Here is a 20,390-nt window from a genome sequence, read left to right as displayed (position 1 = left end):
CTTTTGATTTTGCTTTAAAGACAAGATCAAAAGATCGCAGCCTGCGGCAGCTCCTACAGGACCGGATTTAAAGAGGGGGCTCACCAGAGCGCCCTTTTTTTATGGGCGCCGTTTGGGCTATCCTCGGACTCCCCGCGCCGCCGTAGAGCCGGGTGTAGAGCAGGGAACCACCGATGATCACCAGCAAGCTGCCGAATGTCGGCATCACTATCTTCACTCAGATGTCTCAGCTCGCGGCACAGACCGGCGCGCTCAATCTGTCCCAGGGTTTTCCCGATTTCGCGGCCCCGCAGGCCCTGTGCGATGCGGTCGGCCGGCATATCGCCAGCGGCCATAACCAATATTCGCCAATGACCGGGCTGCCGGTGTTGCGTCAGCAGATCGCGGCGAAGATCGCCCGCAGTTATGGCGCGCAGGTGGATGTGGATACTGAAGTGACGGTCACCCCCGGCGCGACCGAGGCGATTTTCTGTGCCATTCAGGCGGTTATCCACAGCGGTGACGAAGTCATTGTGTTTGACCCGGCCTACGACAGCTACGAGCCTTCGGTAGAGCTGGCCGGCGGTCGTTGCGTGCATGTGCAACTGGGCCTGAACGACTTCAGTATCGACTTCGAGAAGCTTGCCCAGGCACTGAGCCCGCGCACGCGGATGATCATTCTCAACACCCCGCACAACCCGAGTGGTGCGTTGATCAGCCGTGCCGAACTCGACCAGTTGGCAGCCTTGATCCGCGATCGCGACATTTATGTGATCAGCGACGAAGTCTACGAGCACCTGGTGTTCGACGGTGTGCCCCACGTCAGCGTGCTGGCCCATGAGGAGCTGTATCAGCGCGCATTCGTGGTCAGTTCGTTCGGCAAGACCTACCACGTCACAGGCTGGAAAACCGGCTATGTGGTCGCACCACCGGCCCTGACGGCGGAATTGCGTAAGGTGCACCAGTACGTGAATTTTTGTGGTGTGACGCCGCTGCAATATGCCTTGGCCGACTTCATGGCCGAACACCCGGAACACGTCGAAGAGCTGCCGGGTTTTTATCAGGCCAAGCGCGATTTGTTCTGTGATCTGCTGGCGCCGTCGCGTTTCAGTTTCACCCGGGTGACCGGCACCTATTTCCAGTTGGTCGATTACTCGCAGATCCGCCCGGACCTCAATGACGTCGAGATGGCCCTGTGGATGACGCGCGAGCATGGCGTGGCCAGTATCCCGATCTCGGTGTTCTACCAGGCGCCACCGGTCGGCCAGCGCCTGGTGCGGCTGTGCTTTGCCAAGCGTGAGGAGACCCTGCGGGAAGCAGCGGAAAAACTATGCGTGATCTGAGTGCATTGCCCAATCTGAACGTGGCGCTGATCCAGACGTCCCTGGCCTGGCACGACCGTCAGGCCAATCTGGAGCATTTCGAGCCATTGCTGGAGCAGGCTCGTGGCGCTGACCTGATCATCCTGCCGGAGATGTTCACCACCGGTTTTTCCATGGAGTCCGAAACCCTCGCTGAAGCGGAAAATGGTCCGACCAGCAAATGGCTGCGGGCTCAGGCGGCGAAACTTGATGCGGTGATTACCGGCAGCGTGATCGTTCAGGCAGCCGATGGCAGCCATCGCAATCGCCTTCTGTGGGCGCGACCGGACGGTGAGGTGCTGCATTACGACAAGCGTCATCTGTTCCGCATGGCCGGCGAGCACAACCACTACACCCCCGGCGAGCGCCAGGTGCAGTTCGAGCTCAAGGGCTGGCGCGTGCGACCGCTGATTTGCTACGACTTGCGTTTCCCGGTGTGGAGTCGTGACGCCCAGGACACTGATCTGCTGCTGTACACCGCCAACTGGCCAGGAGCACGGCGCCAGCACTGGAACCGCCTGCTGCCGGCGCGGGCGATCGAGAACCTGTGCTATGTGGCAGCAGTGAACCGCATTGGCACGGATGGCAAAGGCTTCGCGTACACCGGTGACAGCCAGGTGCTGGATTTCCAGGGTGAGACGTTGCTCAGTGCGGGAGAGGCTGATGGGGTGTTCAAGGTGACTTTGGATGCGGTGGAGCTGGCGGCGTATCGCACGCGGTTTCCGGCGAATCTGGATGCCGATACCTTCGAGTTCACCTGAGATCTTTACTGTCTGACAGGGCCTCATCGCGAGCAAGCTCGCTCCCACAGTGACCGCGTTCACACCGATCAAATGTGGGAGCGAGCTTGCTCGCGATGGGGCCGGGACAATCAACACAAAAACAGGCAGACAAATAAAAAGGCCCCAAGGTTCGCACCTTGAGGCCTTTTGCATTTCAGCGACGCTTAGGCAGCTTTCGCTTCCGGCTGGCTCAGCGAACGGTTCAGCGCACTGAACAGGGCCTTGAAGCTGGCGGTGGTGATGTTTTCGTCGATGCCGACGCCATGCACCGCACGTTCACCGTTCACACGCAGTTCAATGTAGGCCGCGGCCTTGGCATTGGTGCCCGCGCCGATGGCGTGCTCGTTGTAGTCCATGATTTCCACCGGTACCGGCAAGCCGGCCACCAGCGCTTCCAGGGCGCCGTTGCCCTTGCCGCGCCAGTGCAGGTTGGTCTCGCCCTGGCCTTGGCTGGCCACTTCCACTTCAACGGCGCTGTGACCGTTTTCTTCCTGCAGGCGATGGCTGACCAGCGCGTACGGGGTGTTGGCCTGCAAGTACTCGCTGTGCAGCAATGCGTGGATTTGCTGGGCGGTCATTTCCAGACCCAGGCGGTCGGTTTCACGCTGCACGACCTGGCTGAACTCGATCTGCATGCGACGCGGCAGGCTGATGCCGTATTCCTGTTCCAGGAGGTAGGCGATACCACCCTTGCCCGACTGGCTGTTGACGCGGATGACCGCCTCGTAGCTGCGGCCGATGTCGGCCGGGTCGATTGGCAGGTATGGCACTTCCCACAGTGCATCCGGTTTCTGCTGGGCGAAGCCCTTGCGGATCGCGTCCTGGTGCGAGCCGGAGAACGCGGTATGCACCAGGTCGCCGACGTACGGGTGACGCGGGTGCACCTGGATCTGGTTGCACTCTTCGACGACTTTACGCACGCCGTCGATGTCGGAGAAGTCCAGCTCAGGGTTCACACCCTGGGTGTAGAGGTTCAGGGCCACGGTCACGAGGTCGACGTTACCGGTACGCTCGCCGTTGCCGAACAGGCAGCCTTCGACACGGTCGGCGCCAGCCATCAGGCCCAGTTCGGTGGCGGCAACGCCAGTACCACGGTCGTTGTGGGTGTGCAGGCTGATGATCACGCTGTCACGACGGTTGATGTGACGGCCGAACCATTCGATCTGGTCGGCATAGATGTTCGGCGTCGCGCATTCCACCGTGGCCGGCAGGTTGAGGATCATCTTGTGCTCGGGCGTCGGGTTCCAGACTTCGATCACCGCGTCGCAGACTTCCTTGGCGAACTCCATTTCGGTGGCGCTGAAGGTTTCTGGCGAGTATTCGAAGGTCCACTCGGTGTCCGGCTGCATGGCCGCGTATTTGACGAACAGCTTGGCGGCGTTCACGGCGATGGCCTTGACCCCGTCCTTGTCCTGGTTGAAGACAATGCGGCGGAAGGAAGGGGAGGTCGCGTTGTACAGGTGAACGATAGCTTTCTTCGCGCCGCGCAGGGATTCGAAGGTGCGTTCGATCAGGTCTTCACGACCCTGGGTCAGCACCTGGATGGTGGTGTCGTCCGGGATGTGTTTGCCTTCGATCAGGGTGCGAACGAAGTCGAAGTCGGTTTGCGAGGCGGCCGGGAACGACGCTTCGATTTCCTTCACGCCGACCTGCACCAGGGTTTTCCAGAAGCGCAGCTTTTTGACGGCGTCCATCGGCTCGATCAGCGACTGGTTGCCGTCACGCAGGTCGGAGCTGCACCAGATCGGCGCGGCGGTGATGGTTTTCGACGGCCAGGTGCGGTCCGGAATGTCGATGGTCGGGAACGCGCGGTATTTCGAAGACGGGTCTTTGAGCATGCTCATCAGGAAATCCTTATTGTGTGGGCCGAAAAAAGGCGGCCTGCCGGTGGATCAAAAGTTCTTGGAGTAACGCTTGGGACGAGGCACCACGATTCAGCCCGGCAGTCGTGCACTGACGAGGCACAGGCTGCGGTGCTGGCGGAGCTGAATGAGGGTGTGAGAGGTTTTCATGCCTTCAACCCTAACCGCGGGGGTGAAGGTTGGCAAGCAGTCGAAAAAAATTGAGAGGAATACTCGAAAAGTCTTTTTTTGCGAGATTTTATCTTCTGTTTCTATGGGATTGTTTATGGGTATTGCGCAGACAGTTCGTCATGCGCAATCCACATCGTGACATTTATGGCTGGAATGCGCCGATGAAAATAGCCGGGTCCACCCGAGTCTCATTGAGGCTGATATTCCAATGCAAGTGCGGCCCAGTCGCGCGGCCGGTCGAACCGACTTTCCCCACCACTTCCCCTCGGGCCAGTTGCTGGCCAACTTTTACGTCAATCTTCGACATGTGGCAGAACATGCTGATAAAACCCTGGCCGTGGTCAACGAATACGGTGTTGCCGTTGAAGAAGTAGTCGCCTGTCAGGATCACTTTGCCGCCGGCGGGGGTCTTGATCGGGGTACCGGTTGGCACGGCGAAATCCAGTCCTGCATGGGGATTGCGTTCTTCGCCGTTGAAGAACCGGCGTACGCCGAACTTGCTCGATAGTGGTCCGTTAACGGGTTTGTCCAACAACAGGTTGCTGGGGGTATTGGGACTGAAACTTCGGTAGGCACCCAGTTGCAAAGGGATTTCTTGATCAATGCGTTTCTGATCGTCCGGGTTCGGATTGACCTGGCGCTTGTTCTTCAACGTAATGTGCTGTTCGGGGTACTTCTTGCTACCGACGTTGAACGCCAGGTTGYGATCGCCGCTGCTGATCTGCTGACTGCCGGGTTTGACGGTCAGGGGGACGCCGACAATCGCAAGCCAGTCGTCCTGCTCCTTGACCACCAGCACGGCTTTGCCCTGGTAACTGACTTTTGGTGCTTGTGCTGACGGGCCTAGATTGACCACCGCAACTCCACCGGGCACTGGTTTGTTCAGCAGGCGGGTGATGTAACTGTCGGCGTGGGCATTGAACGTCAGGCATAGCAGAAACAGGACGCTGAGAAAACGCGGCATAGATTAATCCAGTAAAGAAAGGGTGACAGGCGTCAGGTGATTGTCTTCGACCCGCACTTGCAGTTCGCCTTCGCCCAACTTGGCCTTGAGACGCTGGCCGTTATGGGTTTGCGCAGCGTTGCGGATCGCGTTGCCGCGCTCGTCCAGCAAAATGCTGTAACCACGGCCGAGGGTCGCCAACGGGCTGACCACATGCAGTGTCTGCATCTGGCTGTGCAATTGCAGGCGACGGTTCTTCAGCCCTTCGCGGATGGCGCGCGGCAAGCGCTCGGCCAGGCTGTCGAGGCGCTGGCGAAGCATTGCCAGTTGCCGGCCGGGATGTTGTGCGGCCAGACGGGTTTCCAGGCGGATCAAGCGTTCGCGACGGGTGTTGAGGCTGCGCTCGAACGCGCGGCGCATGCGCATGTCCAGGTCATCCAGGCGTTGTGCTTGCTGGCGCAGGCGCTCGCCGGGATGACGCAGGCGCCGGGAAATGCCTTCCAGGCGTAGTCGATCGCGCATCAAGCGGTCACGCATGCGCATCACCAACCGTCGGTGCAGGCTTTCGACCCGACGCACCAGATCGCTGGAGTCCGGTGCCAGCAATTCGGCGGCAGCGGAAGGGGTGGGCGCGCGAACGTCGGCCACGAAGTCGCTGATCGACACGTCGGTTTCATGGCCGACCGCGCTGACAATCGGCGTCACGCAAGCGTCTACGGCGCGGGCCACGGCTTCTTCGTTGAAGCACCAGAGATCTTCCAGCGAACCGCCGCCCCGGGCCAGGATCAGTGCGTCAAAACCCCGGGCATCTGCCAGTTTCAGGGCACGGACAATCTGCGCGGTGGCTTCGCGGCCCTGTACGGCGGTGGGGATCAGGGTCAACTGCACCTGCGGTGCGCGACGGCGGAACACGCTGATGATGTCGCGGATCACCGCCCCGGTGGGCGAACTGATGATGCCGATGCGTTGCGGGTGCGCCGGTAGCGGGACCTTGCGCTCGGCACTGAACAGGCCTTCGGCGCTGAGTTTTTCCTTGAGTGCGTCGAAGGCCAGGCGCAAGGCGCCATCACCGGCCGGCTCCACAGTATCGAGGATCAGCTGATAATCACCGCGCCCTTCGAACAGCGAGACTTTGCCGCGCACCTTGACCGCGAGCCCGTCCTTCAGTGCCTGGCGAACCCGTGCCGCGTTCTGCCGGAACAGTGCGCAACGGACCTGGGCGCCGCTGTCCTTGAGGGTGAAGTACACATGGCCCGAAGCCGGACGGGCGAGGTTGGAGATTTCACCTTCGACCCAGATGTTGCTGAACACGTCTTCGAGCAACACCCGCGCGCGGCCATTGAGCTGGCTGACGGTCAGGACCTCACGGTCCAGGCCGAGTCTTGAAAAGGGATCTTTAATCATGGGGCGCAGTTTAAAGGCATTTTCCAACTGAATGCACGATCCCTTGTAGGAGCTGCCGAAGGCTCGGTCCGCGCTCGGGTGATCTTTTGATCTTGAAAGGGCAAGATCAAAAGATCGCAGCCTTCGGCAGCTCCTACAGGGATTGGGTGAAATGTTGGTTGATTTGTTGGGTCAATGGAGTTTTGGCGCGGTGGACTGGCTGGTGATCGCATCGGGCATCGCCCTGGCCTACATCGTGTTCGGCATCGCCGGTTTCGGCACCGCGCTGGTGGCGGGGCCGATTCTGATTCTGTTCATGCCGCTGTCGAAGATCGTGCCGTTGCTGGTGCTGCTCGATTTTGTCGCGGCATTCGGCAATCTGTTGCCTTCGCGGCGTGATGTCGCCAGGCCGGAGCTGTTGCGGTTACTGCCCTGCATGGCGGTGGGGTGCACGCTGGGGGTGATTTTCCTGCTGAACCTCAAGTCCGATCTGTTGCTGTTGTTGATGGGGGTGTTTATCAGCGCCTATGCGATTTACAGCCTGTGGATCAAAACCCGCCCGACGCAATTGTCTGCCGTATGGGCGCTGCCGATGGGGACGGTGGGCGGAATGTTTGGCGCGTTGTTTGGCAGCGGCGGCTTTCTCTATGCGATCTATTTGAACAGCCGTTTGCCCAAGGAGGCGGCCCGGGYCACCCAGAGTGCGCTGATCAGTTGCAGTACGGTGGTGCGTTTGAGCCTGTTTGCCATCGCCGGTGTGTATGCCGATCTGCCCTTGCTGGCGCTGGCGGTTTGTCTGTTGCCGGCCATGGTGCTGGGGCTGTGGTTCGGTCGAAGGCTGACCATGCGCTTGTCCCGCGAGGCGTTCATACGCCTGGTGACGTGGCTGGTACTTGCCAGCGGGATCGCGTTGATCGGGCGCTATCTCAGTACCTGAAGATTCAACCTGTGGCGGGGAGCTTTTTGTGGGAGCGAGCTCCCACCGCAAGCTGTTCAGTCGTTGTACTGGCTCAACAACCGCTCAAGCCGTGCACTGAGTCGGCGTTTGATTTCGGTTTCGATATGCGGAGCGAAGTCGTCGATCACGTCTTGCATGATCAGCTCCGCGGCAGCGCGCAATTCGCTGTCCAGGTGCAGCAAGTCGTCCGGCTTCTTGCTGGCGACTGGCGTCGCTGCCGGTTCTACGGCGGGAGCAGCAGGTGTTGGTTCGACAGGTGGCGAAGGCTCGCTCACGGCGTCGAACAACATCGGAATCTGTTCCTGGTCGCCGTCCTCGACCGTGTCGGTCAGCAGGGGCGGTTGCAGGTTGTCATCGCCGAGCAATTGGCGGATCGACTCAAGGTCGTCCAGCAGGTGCGCGGACTGTTGCAGCGGTTTTGGAGTGTCCATTGGAAGGCTCAGAGTCGCTGTAAACGGTGATCTTGCAGAGGATAGCCCTGTTCGCGGTAGAAACGGAAACTCTCCCGCGCGGCCGCTCTGATCGTTGGATCCTCCACCACCACTTCCGCCACTCTGGCGAACCTGTTGGCGAAGGCCGGGACTTTCAGGTCGAGATTGACCAGCAAATCCTGATGCTGACCGCAGTCATCGCCCACCCCCAAAACAATCAAGCCGTCAGGTTCGCTGTCGGCAGGGCCATGGGGCACGAAGCTTTCGCCCTTGAACGTCCACAGCCGCGCATCGAGATCGTCACGCTGGGCCGCATCGCTGCAATGCAGGTAGATGCGGTGGCCCATGCGCCAGGCTTTCTCGGTGAGCTTGCAGGCAAAGTCCAGGCGTGCCGAAGGATCGGCGCTGGGCAGGATATAGAAGTCGACTTTGGTCATTGCGGTTCCAGAGCGGCAAACGGCGTCACCGGAAAGTGACGCCGCCGCCCATCATCGGTTTCAGGCTTTGGCGCGGTCCAGCAGGTACTGGGTTAGCAGGGGAACCGGGCGGCCAGTGGCGCCCTTGTCCTTGCCGCCGCTGGTCCAGGCGGTGCCGGCGATGTCCAGGTGCGCCCAGTTCAGGTTCTTGGTGAAGCGCGACAGGAAGCAGGCCGCGGTGATGGTGCCGGCTTTCGGGCCGCCAATGTTGGCGATGTCGGCGAACGGGCTGTCCAGCTGTTCCTGGTACTCATCGAACAGCGGCAGTTGCCAGGCGCGGTCGTCGGCAGCCTTGCCGGCGCTCAGCAGTTGGTCGATCAGTTCGTCGTTGTTGCCCAGCAGGCCCGACGTGTGGGAACCCAGCGCGACCACGCAGGCGCCGGTCAGGGTCGCGATGTCGATGACCGCTTGCGGCTTGAAGCGCTCGGAGTAGGTCAGTGCATCGCACAGCACCAGACGGCCTTCGGCGTCGGTGTTGAGGATTTCCACGGTCTGGCCGCTCATGGTGGTGACGATGTCGCCCGGGCGCGAAGCGTTGCCGCTCGGCATGTTTTCGGCGCAGGCCAGGATGCACACCAGGTTGATCGGCAGCTTCAGCTCAAGCACGGCACGCAGGGTGCCGAACACGCTGGCGGCGCCGCCCATGTCGTACTTCATTTCATCCATGCCGGCGCCCGGCTTGAGGCTGATGCCGCCGGTGTCGAAGGTGATGCCTTTGCCGACCAGCGCATACGGCTTCTCGGATTTCTTGCCGCCGTTGTACTGCATGACGATCAGGCGCGGCGGCTGGGCGCTGCCCTGGCCGACGGCGTAGAACGAGCCCATGCCCAGGGCCTTGATCTTCTTCTCGTCGAGGACTTCGACTTTCAGGTCCTTGAATTCTTTGCCCAGGTCTTTCGCCTGCTCTCCGAGGAAGGTCGGGTGGCAGATGTTCGGCGGCAGGTTGCCCAGGTTGCGGGTGAAAGCCATGCCGTTGGCGATGGCAGTGGCGTGGGCCACGGCGCGCTGCACTTCAGCTTGAGCCGCCTTGATGGTCAGCAGGGTGATTTTCTTCAGGGCGCGGGGTTCGGCTTTCTGGCTCTTGAACTGGTCGAACTGGTATTCGCCATCGATCAGGGTTTCCGCCAGCAGACGGGTCTTGCCGTAGCTGTCGCGACCCTTGACCACGATTTCGTCCAGGGCCAGCACCGCATCACTGCCGCCCAGGCCTTTCAGGGTGTTGAGGATGCCGGCGATGATTTTGCGGAACGGGCGGTCACCCAACTCGTCGTCCTTGCCAACGCCCACCAGCAGCACACGCTCGGCCTTGAGGTTCGGCAGGCTGTGCAGCAACAGGCTCTGGCCAACCTTGCCGGCCAGGTCGCCGCGCTTGAGCACTGCGCTGATTGCGCCACCGCTCAATTCGTCGAGTTGTCTGGCCACCGCACCGAGCTTGCGGCCTTCGCCAACGGAAACCACCAGCGTGGCGGTCTTCAACGTTTCCGGGTTGACGCTTTTTACAACCAGTTCCATGTCCGGGTCCCTGAATTGATGGTTAGCACGCAAGCGCCCGACACCGTATGTGCGTCACTTGCCTATAAAAAGAAAGGCGCCGGGATCGACCGGCGACAAAGGCCGCAGTTTGAACCTCGCTACCGGCGGCTGACAACCCTCGGTTGTACGATTGTAGGAGCGAGCCTGCTCGCGAAGAACCTGAGGCCGTCTCGGGGTTTGAGGCTTATCGCGTAATCGTTGACGACCATCGCGAGCAAGCTCGCTCCTACACCTACCCCCAATGCATTGCGCAGTGACAGGTGCACCCAATCACAGGATAATGCGCCATCTTTTTTCGGCGGCTCTGCCTTGCGGGCTGTCCGATACGTTTGCTTGTTTGGCCGCCTTAGCCTGACAACCCTGGAGTGTCTGGTTTGATCGTCTTCCGTTATCTATCCCGCGAAGTCCTGTTGACCTTGAGCGCCGTCAGCGCCGTGCTGCTGGTCATCATCATGAGCGGTCGCTTCATCAAATACCTCGCCCAGGCGGCCTCGGGGCTGCTGGATCCGGGGTCGCTGTTCCTGATCATGGGCTTTCGTCTGCCGGGCTTCCTCCAGCTGATCCTGCCGTTGGGGCTGTTTCTCGGGATCCTGTTGTCCTACGGGCGCCTGTACCTCGAAAGTGAAATGACCGTGCTCTCGGCCACCGGCATGAGCCAGCAGCGGCTGGTTTGGATGACAATGTTTCCGGCCACCCTGGTTGCACTGATCGTGGCGTGGCTGAGCCTGAGCCTGGCGCCACAGGGGGCCAACCAGTTTCAACTGCTGCTGAACAAGCAGGATGCCCTGACCGAATTCGATACCCTGGAGCCGGGGCGCTTCCAGGCCCTGCGTGACGGTACCCGGGTCACCTATACTGAGCGCATGACGGATGACCGCGTCAATCTCGGCGGTGTGTTCATCTCGCAAAAGAACATCAGTTCCAACAACAAGGATCGCGGAATTTCTGTCCTGGTGGCAGAGAAGGGGCGTCAGGAAATTCGCCCGGACGGCAACCGCTACCTGATCCTTGATAACGGCTATCGCTATGACGGTAATCCGGGGCAGGCCGACTACCGGGCGATCAAGTACGACGAGTACGGTGTGCTGCTGCCAAAGCCGGACGTCAGCGACGAAGTCACCGACCGTGATGCGATGCCGACCAGTAAGTTGATCGGCAGTGAAGACATTCGCCTGCGCGCCGAGTTGCAATGGCGCATGTCACTGCCATTGCTGGTGTTCATCGTGACCTTGATGGCGGTGCCGCTGTCGCGGGTCAACCCGCGCCAGGGCCGATTCCTCAAATTACTGCCGGCGATTCTTCTTTATATGCTTTACCTGACCATTTTGATTGCCGCTCGCGGTGCCCTCGACAAGGGCAAGATCCCGGCGGTACTGGGCTTGTGGTGGGTGCACGGGATTTTCCTGGTCATTGGCCTGGGCTTGCTTTATTGGGAGCCCCTGCGTTTGAAGAGGGCGAGTCGCCGCAGCGCGCTGGAGGTGGCCCGTGGTTAAGCTGGATCGCTACATTGGTAGCAGTGTGTTGATTGCGATTCTGGCGGTGCTCGGGATCATTCTTGGTCTGGCGACACTGTTTGCCTTCATCGACGAGATGAGTGAAGTCAACGATACCTACACCCTGGTCGATGTTCTGAGTTATGTGACGCTGACCGCACCGCGCCGGATGTACGAAATGATGCCGATGGCCGCGCTGATCGGTTGCCTGATCGGTCTGGGCAGCCTGGCCAGCAACAGTGAACTGACCATCATGCGTGCCGCTGGTGTGTCGATCGGCCGGATCGTCTGGGCGGTCATGAAACCGATGCTGCTATTGATGCTCGCCGGTGTGTTGGTCGGCGAGTACATCGCGCCGCCTGCCGAAACCACCGCACAGGCCAATCGCTCGCTGGCCCAGGGCAGCGGTGATGCACAAAGCGCCAAGCACGGCCTGTGGCACCGCCAGGGCGATGAGTTCATTCACGTCAACTCGGTGCAACCCAACGGCATCCTGTATGGCGTGACCCGTTATCGCTTCGACAACGAACGGCACATGCTGTCGGCGAGCTTCGCCAAGCGTGCCGAGTTCGACAAGGATCACTGGCAGTTGACGGATGTCACGACCACGTTGTTCCACGAGCGCAGCACCGAAGTGGTTTCGACCCTGGACGAGCGCTGGGAAGTCGCATTGAGCCCGCAGTTGCTGAACACCGTGGTCATGGTGCCGGAGTCACTGTCGATCAGCGGTCTGTGGGGCTACATCCACTATCTGGCAGATCAGGGGCTGAACAATGGCCGCTACTGGCTGGCATTTTGGGTCAAGGTCTTGCAGCCGTTGGTCACTGCCGCGTTGGTGCTGATGGCCATTTCCTTCATTTTCGGTCCATTGCGTTCGGTAACTCTCGGCCAGCGTGTGTTCACCGGTGTGCTGGTGGGCTTCACCTTCCGTATCGTCCAGGATTTGCTGGGGCCTTCCAGCCTGGTATTCGGCTTCCCACCGTTGCTTTCGGTGCTGCTGCCGGCGGGTGTTTGTGCTGTGGCGGGGCTCTGGTTGTTGCGTCGAGCAGGCTGATAGCGGGCATTTTTCGACCGCTTTGACGATAGAAACGCCCTTGTCGCAAGACCGGGGCGTTTTTGTAGGCACCGTCTGACCTGCGAACGTGACGCTTGCGCCGTGGATCAGGTACAATTCCCGGCTATTTTTCGGCGGGCTATGCCTGCAGCCTTTTTGAGTGTTGATCCGTGAGTGATTTGAGTCATATCCGCAATTTCTCCATCATCGCCCACATTGACCATGGCAAGTCGACGCTGGCCGATCGCTTCATCCAGATGTGTGGCGGCCTCGCCGAGCGCGAAATGGAAGCCCAGGTCCTGGACTCCATGGACCTTGAGCGTGAGCGCGGGATCACCATCAAGGCGCACAGCGTTACCCTGTATTACAAGGCTCGCGACGGTATCAACTACCAGCTGAACTTCATTGATACCCCCGGCCACGTTGACTTCACCTATGAGGTGAGCCGTTCGCTGGCTGCCTGTGAAGGTGCGTTGCTGGTGGTCGATGCCGGTCAGGGCGTTGAAGCACAGTCGGTTGCCAACTGCTACACGGCGATCGAGCAGGGCCTGGAAGTGATGCCGGTGCTGAACAAGATCGACCTGCCACAGGCCGATCCGGACCGTGTTAAAGAAGAAATCGAAAAAATCATCGGCATCGACGCTACCGATGCAGTCGAGTGCTCTGCCAAGACCGGTCTGGGCGTCGACGAAGTACTCGAACGCCTGGTCGCCACCATTCCTGCGCCAACCGGTAACTACGAAGATCCGCTGCAAGCGTTGATCATCGACTCCTGGTTCGACAACTACCTGGGCGTTGTTTCCCTGGTACGCGTGCGCCACGGTCGTGTGAAGAAGGGCGACAAGATCCTGGTCAAATCCACCGGCAAGATCCACCTGGTGGACAGCGTCGGTGTATTCAACCCGAAACACACCCCTACCGTTGACCTGAAGGCCGGTGAAGTGGGCTTCATCATCGCCAGCATCAAGGACATTCACGGTGCACCGGTCGGTGACACCCTGACCTTGAGCTCGACGCCGGACGTTGATGTACTACCAGGCTTCAAACGCATTCAGCCGCAGGTTTACGCCGGTCTGTTCCCGGTCAGCTCCGACGACTTCGAAGATTTCCGTGAGGCCCTGCAAAAGCTCACGCTCAACGACTCGTCCCTGCAGTACACCCCGGAAAGCTCCGACGCCCTGGGCTTCGGCTTCCGTTGCGGGTTCCTCGGCATGCTGCACATGGAAATCATCCAGGAGCGCCTGGAGCGCGAGTACAACCTGGACCTGATCACCACGGCGCCGACGGTAATCTTCGAGCTGCTGCTCAAGACCGGCGAGACGATCTACGTCGATAACCCGTCGAAGCTGCCGGATCTGTCTTCCATCGAAGACATGCGCGAGCCGATCGTGCGCGCCAATATCCTTGTGCCACAAGAGCACCTGGGCAACGTCATTACCCTGTGCATCGAAAAACGCGGTGTGCAGGTCGACATGCTGTTCCTCGGCTCCCAGGTACAAGTGACCTACGACCTGCCGATGAACGAAGTGGTGCTGGACTTCTTCGATCGCCTGAAATCCACCAGTCGCGGCTATGCTTCGCTGGACTACCATTTCGATCGTTACCAATCGGCTAGTCTGGTGAAACTGGACGTGCTGATCAACGGTGACAAGGTCGACGCCCTGGCGCTGATCGTGCACCGCGACAATTCGCACTACAAAGGTCGCCAGTTGACCGAGAAAATGAAGGAACTGATTCCGCGGCAGATGTTCGACGTGGCAATCCAGGCCGCCATTGGCGGGCAGATTGTGGCGCGGACAACCGTCAAGGCGCTCAGAAAGAACGTATTGGCCAAATGCTACGGTGGTGACGTCAGCCGTAAGAAGAAGCTGCTGGAAAAGCAAAAGGCCGGTAAAAAACGCATGAAGCAAGTCGGCAACGTGGAAATTCCACAGGAAGCCTTCCTTGCAGTGCTCAGGTTGGATAGTTAGGTCCTATGTCACTAAATTTCCCGCTGTTGCTGGTCATCGCCGTATTCGTCTGCGGTCTTTTGGCGTTGCTCGATCTGTTGTTCCTGGCGCCACGGCGCCGGTCTGCCATCAATGCCTATCAGGGCAGTGTGAGCCAGCTTGATGGGGCAGTGGTCGAGAAACTGAGCAAGGAACCGCTGCTGGTTGAATACGGCAAGTCGTTCTTCCCGGTGTTGTTCATCGTGCTGGTGCTGCGTTCGTTCCTGGTGGAACCGTTCCAGATTCCTTCAGGTTCGATGAAGCCAACCCTGGATGTCGGCGACTTCATCCTGGTGAGCAAGTTTTCCTACGGGATCCGCTTGCCGGTGATCGACAAGAAAGTCATCGAAGTCGGTGATCCGCAGCGCGGCGATGTGATGGTGTTCCGCTACCCGAGCGACCCGAACGTCAACTACATCAAGCGTGTAGTTGGTTTGYCGGGCGACACGGTTCGCTACACCGCCGACAAGCGCCTGTTCGTCAACGGTCAATCGATTGCCGAGCAACTGGTCGGCGCCGAGCCGGGCACGCTGGGCAGCGCTGAGCTCTACAAGGAAAAACTCGGTGCGGCCGAGCACATGATCCGCAAGGAAATGAGCCGCTACCGCGCCATGCCGGACCATTCGTGGACCGTGCCGGCCGGGCACTACTTCATGATGGGCGATAACCGCGACAACTCGAACGACAGTCGCTACTGGGATGATCCAAGCATTCCCAAGGATCTGCTGGGCATGGTTCCCGACAAGAATATCGTCGGCAAGGCCTTCGCGGTCTGGATGAGCTGGCCGGAACCCAAACTCAGCCACCTGCCGAATTTCTCGCGGGTTGGCCTGATCAAGTAATCAGACACGGCGCTGTTGAACACAGCGCCGAATGCATTTCTGGAACCGGCACAATGGGCGCCAGACGCATGAAAACAATGATATTCAGGATGTTATTTTTGAACACAGCGTTAATTGTCCCAAGCCTGCGCCGCCTCACGGCGATGGCGGTGGAATCCAGCCACGAACTCAGCGTGGGTAAACCGTGAGCGTCTCCTTAAGCCGTCTAGAGCGTCAGCTCGGCTACACCTTCAAGGATCAGGAGCTGATGGTCCTGGCCCTGACTCACCGCAGCTTTGCCGGGCGTAACAACGAACGCCTGGAATTCCTCGGTGACGCCATCCTCAACTTCGTCGCTGGCGAGGCGCTGTTCGAGCGCTTCCCGCTGGCCCGCGAAGGCCAGTTGTCGCGTTTGCGCGCGCGCCTGGTCAAAGGTGAGACCCTGGCCGTTCTGGCCCGTGGTTTCGATTTGGGCGAATACCTGCGCCTGGGTTCGGGCGAGCTGAAAAGCGGCGGTTTCCGTCGCGAGTCGATTCTGGCCGATGCACTGGAAGCGCTGATCGGTGCGATCTACCTCGATGCCGGTATGGAAATGGCCCGTGAGCGTGTGCTCGCCTGGCTGGCCGGCGAGTTCGAAGGTTTGACGCTGGTCGACACCAACAAAGATCCAAAGACCCGCCTGCAAGAGTTCCTGCAGTCCCGGGGTTGTGAGCTGCCGCGTTACGAAGTGGTGGATATCCAGGGTGAGCCGCATTGCCGGACGTTCTTCGTCGAATGCGAAATCATCTTACTGAATGAAAAAAGCCGAGGTCAGGGTGTGAGTCGTCGTATTGCCGAACAGGTAGCGGCCGCCGCAGCACTGATTGCCCTGGGTGTGGAGAATGGCAATGACTGATACAAATGCAACTCGCTGTGGCTATGTTGCCATCGTCGGCCGTCCGAACGTGGGCAAGTCCACGCTGCTGAACCACATCCTGGGTCAGAAGCTGGCGATCACCTCGCGCAAACCGCAAACCACTCGTCACAACATGCTCGGCATCAAGACCGAGGGCGACGTGCAGGCGATCTACGTCGATACCCCTGGCATGCACAAGGGCGGCGAAAAGGCTCTGAACCGCTACATGAACAAGACCGCTTCGGCGGCGTTGAAAGACGTCGACGTGGTGATCTTCGTGGTCGACCGCACCAAATGGACCGAAGAGGACCAGATGGTTCTCGAGCGCGTCCAGTACGTGACCGGCCCGCTGATCGTAGCGCTGAACAAGACCGATCGCATCGAAGACAAAGCCGAGCTGATGCCGCACCTGAGCTGGTTGCAGGAACAGTTGCCGAATGCGCAGATCATCCCGATTTCCGCGCAGCACGGGCACAACCTCGATGCACTGGAACGCGTGATTGCCGAGCACCTGCCGGAAAACGATCACTTCTTCCCGGAAGACCAGATCACCGACCGCAGCAGCCGCTTCCTCGCCGCCGAGCTGGTGCGCGAGAAAATCATGCGCCAGATGGGCGCCGAGCTGCCGTACCAGATCACCGTCGAAATCGAAGAGTTCAAGCAGCAGGGCAAGACCCTGCATATCCATGCCTTGATCCTCGTCGAGCGTGACGGCCAGAAGAAAATCATCATTGGCGACAAGGGCGAGCGCATCAAGCGTATCGGCACCGAAGCGCGCAAGGACATGGAGCTGCTGTTCGACTCCAAGATCATGCTCAACCTGTGGGTCAAGGTTAAGGGCGGCTGGTCCGATGACGAGCGTGCGTTGCGTTCGTTGGGTTATGGCGACTTGTAATACGTTTTCCGGATCAACAAAGATCCCCTGTGGGAGCGAGCTTGCTCGCGATAGCGGTCTGTCAGTCAACATTGATGTTGAATATCAGGCCCTCATCGCGAGCAAGCTCGCTCCCACATTGGTTTCAGGTTGTATGTAAAACTGCGCTCCTTCATTGAGACCTGCGATTTCCATGTCCCAACCCCTCGCCCAACCCGCCTACGTCCTCCACTCCCGCGCCTACCGCGAAACCAGCGCGTTGGTGGATTTCCTGACGCCGCAAGGCCGGCTGCGGGCGGTGTTGCGCAGTGCGCGGGGCAAGGCCGGGACCTTGGCGCGGCCATTCGTGCCGCTGGAAGTGGAGTTCCGGGGCAAGGGTGAGCTGAAGAATGTCGGGCGCATGGAAAGTGCCGGCGTTTCCACCTGGCTCAATGGCGAGGCGCTGTTCAGCGGTCTTTACCTCAATGAACTGCTGATTCGTCTGCTGCCCGCCGAAGATCCGCACCCCGCCGTGTTCGATCATTACGCCGCCACTTTGCTCGCCTTGGCCGAGGGCCGCGCGCTAGAGCCGTTGCTGCGTTCCTTCGAGTGGCGCCTGCTCGATGACCTCGGATACGGATTCTCACTGACCACGGATATCCACAGTGATGCCATCGCCCCCGACGGCCTCTATCGTTTGCAAGTGGATGCGGGGCTTGAACGTGTCTACCTGCTGCAACCCGGTCTGTTCAATGGCACTGAACTGCTGGCCATGGCCGAAGCCGACTGGAGCGCACCGGGTGCTTTATCGGCAGCCAAGCGCCTGATGCGCCAAGCGCTGGCCGTTCACTTGGGCGGTCGACCGTTGGTTTCCCGAGAGTTGTTTCGAAAGCCGTAAATTCCCCGTGTATGCTGTGCACCGAACTTTCTCTTCTTCTGGAGCGCTTTCCGTGACCACCAGCACCCGTATTCTTCTTGGCGTGAACATCGACCACGTTGCCACCCTGCGTCAGGCCCGGGGCACCCGTTACCCGGACCCGGTCAAGGCAGCACTGGACGCGGAAGAGGCGGGCGCTGACGGCATCACCGTGCACCTGCGCGAAGACCGTCGGCACATTCAGGAGCGCGACGTTCTGCTGCTCAAGGACGTGCTGCAAACCCGCATGAACTTCGAAATGGGCGTCACCGAAGAAATGATGCAGTTCGCCGAACGCATCCGCCCAGCGCACATTTGCCTGGTGCCGGAAACCCGTCAGGAACTGACCACCGAAGGTGGCCTGGACGTGGCAGGTCAGGAAGCGCGGATCAAGGCGGCGGTCGAGCGCCTGTCGAAGCTCGGCTCCGAGGTGTCGCTGTTCATCGATGCCGATGAGCGCCAGATCGAAGCCTCCCGCCGTGTCGGCGCGCCTGCCATCGAACTGCACACCGGGCGTTATGCCGATGCCGAGACGCCGACTGAAGTCGCCGAAGAACTCAAACGTGTGGCCGATGGCGTGGCCTTCGGCCTGGCCCAGGGCCTGATCGTCAATGCCGGCCATGGCCTGCACTATCACAACGTTGAAGCCGTGGCGGCGATCAAGGGTATCAACGAGCTGAACATCGGCCATGCGCTGGTGGCCCATGCGCTGTTCGTTGGCTTCAAGTCGGCTGTTTCGGAGATGAAGGCGCTGATTCTGGCGGCGGCTGCCAAGGCCTGAAGAACGACACGAAATCCTGTGGGAGCGAGCTTGCTCGCGATAGCGGTCTGACAGCCACCATTTATGTGGCTGAAAGGGCCTCATCGCGAGCAAGCTCGCTCCCACATTGGTATTTGGGCGGCCTTAAAGCGGTGCAGGCTCCTGCGCCGGCTTGGTCTTGTCGATCCCCGGAACAAGCAGTTTGCCCTCGGCGACCTGGTCGCCTTCAAGCTGCGGCTGCGTGACCCAGGTCAGGATGTCGTAGTAGCGACGGATGTTCGCCACGAAATGCACCGGTTCGCCGCCACGGGCGTAGCCGTAACGGGTTTTGCTGTACCACTTCTTTTCCGACAGGCGCGGCAGGATCTTCTTCACATCCAGCCATTTGTCCGGGTTCAGCCCTTCCTTGGCCGCCAGTTTGCGTGCGTCATCCAGGTGGCCGCTGCCGATGTTGTAGGCCGCCAGAGCAAACCAGGTACGGTCCGGTTCCTGAATCGAACCGTCGAGCTGGTCTTTCATGTAGGCCAGGTACTTGGCGCCGCCCATGATGCTCTGCCTGGGGTCCAGGCGGTTGGACACGCCCATGGCCTGCGCGGTGTTCTGGGTCAGCATCATCAGGCCGCGCACGCCGGTCTTGGACGTGACGGCCGGTTGCCACAACGACTCCTGGTATCCGATGGCCGCCAGCAGGCGCCAGTCGACTTTCTCTTTCTTGGCGTACGACTTGAAGTGCTGTTCGTACTTGGGCAGGCGTTGCTGCAAGTGTTGGGCAAACGTGGTGGCGCCCATGTAGCCGAGGACGTCGACATGCCCGTAGTAACGATCCTTGAGGCGTTGCAGGGTGCCGTTTTTCTTGACCTCGTCGAGGTACTCGTTGATTTCGTTGAGCAGGCTGTTGTCGTCGCCCGGCGCGACGGCCCAGCTCTGGTTGCTGGCGTCACCAAGGTCGAAGGCGACACGGATGTTGGTGAAGTACACCTGGTTCATCGCTACTTCGTTGGAGTCGACCAGGGTCAGGTCGATCTGTCCTTCGTCCACCATGCGCAGGAGATCGACGACCTCGACTGCGTCAGACTCTTCGTATTCGATGCCGGGAAATTTCTGTTTCAGCTGTGCCAGTTGTTCGGCATGGGTGCTGCCCTTGAGCACCATGATCTTCTTGCCCACCAGATCCTTTGCGTCGGTCGGCCGTGACTGGCCGTTGCGGTAGATGATCTGCGGGGTGACTTCCAGATAGGAGTGCGAGAAGCGCACCTGCTTCTTGCGCTCTTCGCTGCTGACCAGGCCGGCAGCCGCCAGTACCGGTCCATTGGGCTTGCCGACCTGGTTGAACAGGTCATCGAGGTTGTCGGCGGTCTCGATCTTGAGCTCGACCCCCAGATCGTCGGCGAAGCGCTTCACCAGCTCGTATTCGAAGCCGGTTTCACCGTTGCGATCCTGAAAGTAGGTGGCGGGGCTGTTTCGGGTAACCACCCGCAGCACACCATCCTCCTTTACGCGCTCGAGCGTGTTGGGTTTATCAACACAGCCACCGAGCATCAGGAAGAGTCCGGTTGCGATCAGCCATTTGGCGTACCGCGGACGCAAAGCCGTTGGGAAAAACATCTGCGCAGTATACGCAAAGGACCACGGGCGCCATATCTCGACAGTGAGGGGGTTGTCTGCTAGAGATCACAAAAACGGCTGAAACCCCCAAGAAATGGGCCTTGCCTGCATTTTTTCGCAGTAAAA

Annotated in this window: 18 protein-coding genes; 11 read left to right on the top strand and 7 right to left on the bottom strand. The window is 60.0% G+C overall.

Features of this window, described 5'->3' with window-relative positions; all coding sequences use genetic code 11:
- The first annotated feature begins 173 nt into the window (after positions 1-173).
- Both AC1DXW_RS05965 and AC1DXW_RS05960 read left to right on the top strand, forming a co-directional pair.
- Entirely contained in the window at positions 174-1,322 is a 1,149-nt protein-coding gene (locus AC1DXW_RS05965; RefSeq protein WP_477754692.1) for a pyridoxal phosphate-dependent aminotransferase, read from the top strand.
- Positions 1,310-2,101, top strand: a complete 792-nt coding sequence (locus AC1DXW_RS05960) for an amidohydrolase (RefSeq protein ID WP_477754691.1) — start codon at positions 1,310-1,312, stop codon at positions 2,099-2,101. Before AC1DXW_RS05965 ends, AC1DXW_RS05960 begins: the two co-directional genes overlap by 13 nt.
- Before the next feature lie 185 nt (positions 2,102-2,286).
- Here AC1DXW_RS05960 and leuA read toward each other — a convergent pair whose 3' ends face one another.
- The 3 genes from leuA to xseA form a co-directional block, all read right to left on the bottom strand.
- Positions 2,287-3,966 carry a 2-isopropylmalate synthase gene (gene leuA / locus AC1DXW_RS05955; RefSeq protein WP_477753528.1) on the bottom strand — a complete coding sequence of 560 codons (1,680 nt, stop codon included), beginning with the start codon at positions 3,964-3,966 and terminating at the stop codon, positions 2,287-2,289.
- Between the two features lie 331 nt (positions 3,967-4,297).
- Complete coding sequence (locus AC1DXW_RS05950) at positions 4,298-5,119, bottom strand: peptidoglycan DD-metalloendopeptidase family protein (RefSeq protein ID WP_477759837.1); 822 nt, start codon at positions 5,117-5,119, stop codon at positions 4,298-4,300.
- A gap of 3 nt (positions 5,120-5,122) precedes the next feature.
- Positions 5,123-6,502: an exodeoxyribonuclease VII large subunit gene (xseA, locus tag AC1DXW_RS05945; protein ID WP_477759836.1), complete on the bottom strand. Its 1,380-nt coding sequence runs from the start codon at positions 6,500-6,502 to the stop codon at positions 5,123-5,125.
- Positions 6,503-6,653: 151 nt separating this feature from the next.
- On the opposite strand from xseA, the gene AC1DXW_RS05940 reads away from it, so the two are divergent.
- Positions 6,654-7,418 (top strand): sulfite exporter TauE/SafE family protein, encoded by a 765-nt coding sequence (locus tag AC1DXW_RS05940; protein ID WP_477759835.1) that lies wholly within the window; start codon positions 6,654-6,656, stop codon positions 7,416-7,418.
- A 56-nt stretch (positions 7,419-7,474) separates the two neighbouring features.
- Here AC1DXW_RS05940 and AC1DXW_RS05935 read toward each other — a convergent pair whose 3' ends face one another.
- Genes AC1DXW_RS05935 through AC1DXW_RS05925 form a run of 3 tightly spaced genes read right to left on the bottom strand, consistent with a single transcriptional unit; the run spans position 7,475 to position 9,858 of the window.
- Entirely contained in the window at positions 7,475-7,870 is a 396-nt protein-coding gene (locus AC1DXW_RS05935) for a DNA polymerase III subunit chi (RefSeq protein ID WP_477753524.1), read from the bottom strand.
- An 8-nt stretch (positions 7,871-7,878) separates the two neighbouring features.
- Positions 7,879-8,307, bottom strand: coding sequence for a DNA polymerase III subunit chi (locus AC1DXW_RS05930; RefSeq protein WP_477753523.1), 429 nt, complete (start codon positions 8,305-8,307; stop codon positions 7,879-7,881).
- Between the two features lie 60 nt (positions 8,308-8,367).
- Positions 8,368-9,858, bottom strand: coding sequence for a leucyl aminopeptidase (locus tag AC1DXW_RS05925; protein WP_477759834.1), 1,491 nt, complete (start codon positions 9,856-9,858; stop codon positions 8,368-8,370).
- Positions 9,859-10,253: 395 nt separating this feature from the next.
- On the opposite strand from AC1DXW_RS05925, the gene lptF reads away from it, so the two are divergent.
- The 8 genes from lptF to pdxJ all read left to right on the top strand — a co-directional run bounded on the left by lptF (position 10,254) and on the right by pdxJ (position 18,680).
- A complete protein-coding gene (gene lptF / locus AC1DXW_RS05920; RefSeq protein ID WP_477753521.1) occupies positions 10,254-11,372 on the top strand; it encodes an LPS export ABC transporter permease LptF in 1,119 nt (372 codons plus the stop codon).
- Entirely contained in the window at positions 11,365-12,426 is a 1,062-nt protein-coding gene (gene lptG, locus AC1DXW_RS05915) for an LPS export ABC transporter permease LptG (RefSeq protein ID WP_477753520.1), read from the top strand. The genes lptF and lptG overlap by 8 nt, the downstream gene beginning before the upstream one ends.
- 170 nt (positions 12,427-12,596) lie before the next feature.
- Positions 12,597-14,396: a translation elongation factor 4 gene (lepA, locus tag AC1DXW_RS05910; RefSeq protein ID WP_477759833.1), complete on the top strand. Its 1,800-nt coding sequence runs from the start codon at positions 12,597-12,599 to the stop codon at positions 14,394-14,396.
- A 5-nt stretch (positions 14,397-14,401) separates the two neighbouring features.
- Positions 14,402-15,256: a signal peptidase I gene (lepB, locus tag AC1DXW_RS05905; protein ID WP_477759832.1), complete on the top strand. Its 855-nt coding sequence runs from the start codon at positions 14,402-14,404 to the stop codon at positions 15,254-15,256.
- 184 nt (positions 15,257-15,440) lie between these two features.
- Positions 15,441-16,130 (top strand): ribonuclease III, encoded by a 690-nt coding sequence (gene rnc / locus AC1DXW_RS05900; protein WP_008053221.1) that lies wholly within the window; start codon positions 15,441-15,443, stop codon positions 16,128-16,130.
- Positions 16,123-17,025: a GTPase Era gene (gene era / locus AC1DXW_RS05895; RefSeq protein WP_007973959.1), complete on the top strand. Its 903-nt coding sequence runs from the start codon at positions 16,123-16,125 to the stop codon at positions 17,023-17,025. The genes rnc and era overlap by 8 nt, the downstream gene beginning before the upstream one ends.
- Before the next feature lie 172 nt (positions 17,026-17,197).
- A complete protein-coding gene (gene recO, locus AC1DXW_RS05890) occupies positions 17,198-17,881 on the top strand; it encodes a DNA repair protein RecO (RefSeq protein ID WP_477753517.1) in 684 nt (227 codons plus the stop codon).
- Positions 17,882-17,933: 52 nt separating this feature from the next.
- Positions 17,934-18,680: a pyridoxine 5'-phosphate synthase gene (gene pdxJ, locus AC1DXW_RS05885; RefSeq protein ID WP_477753516.1), complete on the top strand. Its 747-nt coding sequence runs from the start codon at positions 17,934-17,936 to the stop codon at positions 18,678-18,680.
- 123 nt (positions 18,681-18,803) lie between these two features.
- Here pdxJ and mltF read toward each other — a convergent pair whose 3' ends face one another.
- On the bottom strand, positions 18,804-20,264 hold the full coding sequence (mltF, locus tag AC1DXW_RS05880) for a membrane-bound lytic murein transglycosylase MltF (RefSeq protein ID WP_477753515.1): 1,461 nt from the start codon (positions 20,262-20,264) through the stop codon (positions 18,804-18,806).
- Positions 20,265-20,390: the final 126 nt, after the last annotated feature.

This window comes from Pseudomonas sp. P4_C4 (assembly GCF_056402055.1).
This window is presented reverse-complemented; position numbering and strand designations above follow the sequence as displayed.

Excerpts from the sequence above, each read along its gene's own strand:
- AC1DXW_RS05965 (WP_477754692.1), top strand. The coding sequence starts at position 174 with ATGATCACCAGCAAGCTGCCGAATGTCGGCATCACTATCTTCACTCAG.
- AC1DXW_RS05960 (WP_477754691.1), top strand. The coding sequence starts at position 1,310 with ATGCGTGATCTGAGTGCATTGCCCAATCTGAACGTGGCGCTGATCCAG.
- leuA (WP_477753528.1), bottom strand. The coding sequence starts at position 3,966 with ATGAGCATGCTCAAAGACCCGTCTTCGAAATACCGCGCGTTCCCGACC.
- xseA (WP_477759836.1), bottom strand. The coding sequence starts at position 6,502 with ATGATTAAAGATCCCTTTTCAAGACTCGGCCTGGACCGTGAGGTCCTG.
- AC1DXW_RS05935 (WP_477753524.1), bottom strand. The coding sequence starts at position 7,870 with ATGGACACTCCAAAACCGCTGCAACAGTCCGCGCACCTGCTGGACGAC.
- AC1DXW_RS05930 (WP_477753523.1), bottom strand. The coding sequence starts at position 8,307 with ATGACCAAAGTCGACTTCTATATCCTGCCCAGCGCCGATCCTTCGGCA.
- AC1DXW_RS05925 (WP_477759834.1), bottom strand. The coding sequence starts at position 9,858 with ATGGAACTGGTTGTAAAAAGCGTCAACCCGGAAACGTTGAAGACCGCC.
- era (WP_007973959.1), top strand. The coding sequence starts at position 16,123 with ATGACTGATACAAATGCAACTCGCTGTGGCTATGTTGCCATCGTCGGC.
- recO (WP_477753517.1), top strand. The coding sequence starts at position 17,198 with ATGTCCCAACCCCTCGCCCAACCCGCCTACGTCCTCCACTCCCGCGCC.
- mltF (WP_477753515.1), bottom strand. The coding sequence starts at position 20,264 with ATGTTTTTCCCAACGGCTTTGCGTCCGCGGTACGCCAAATGGCTGATC.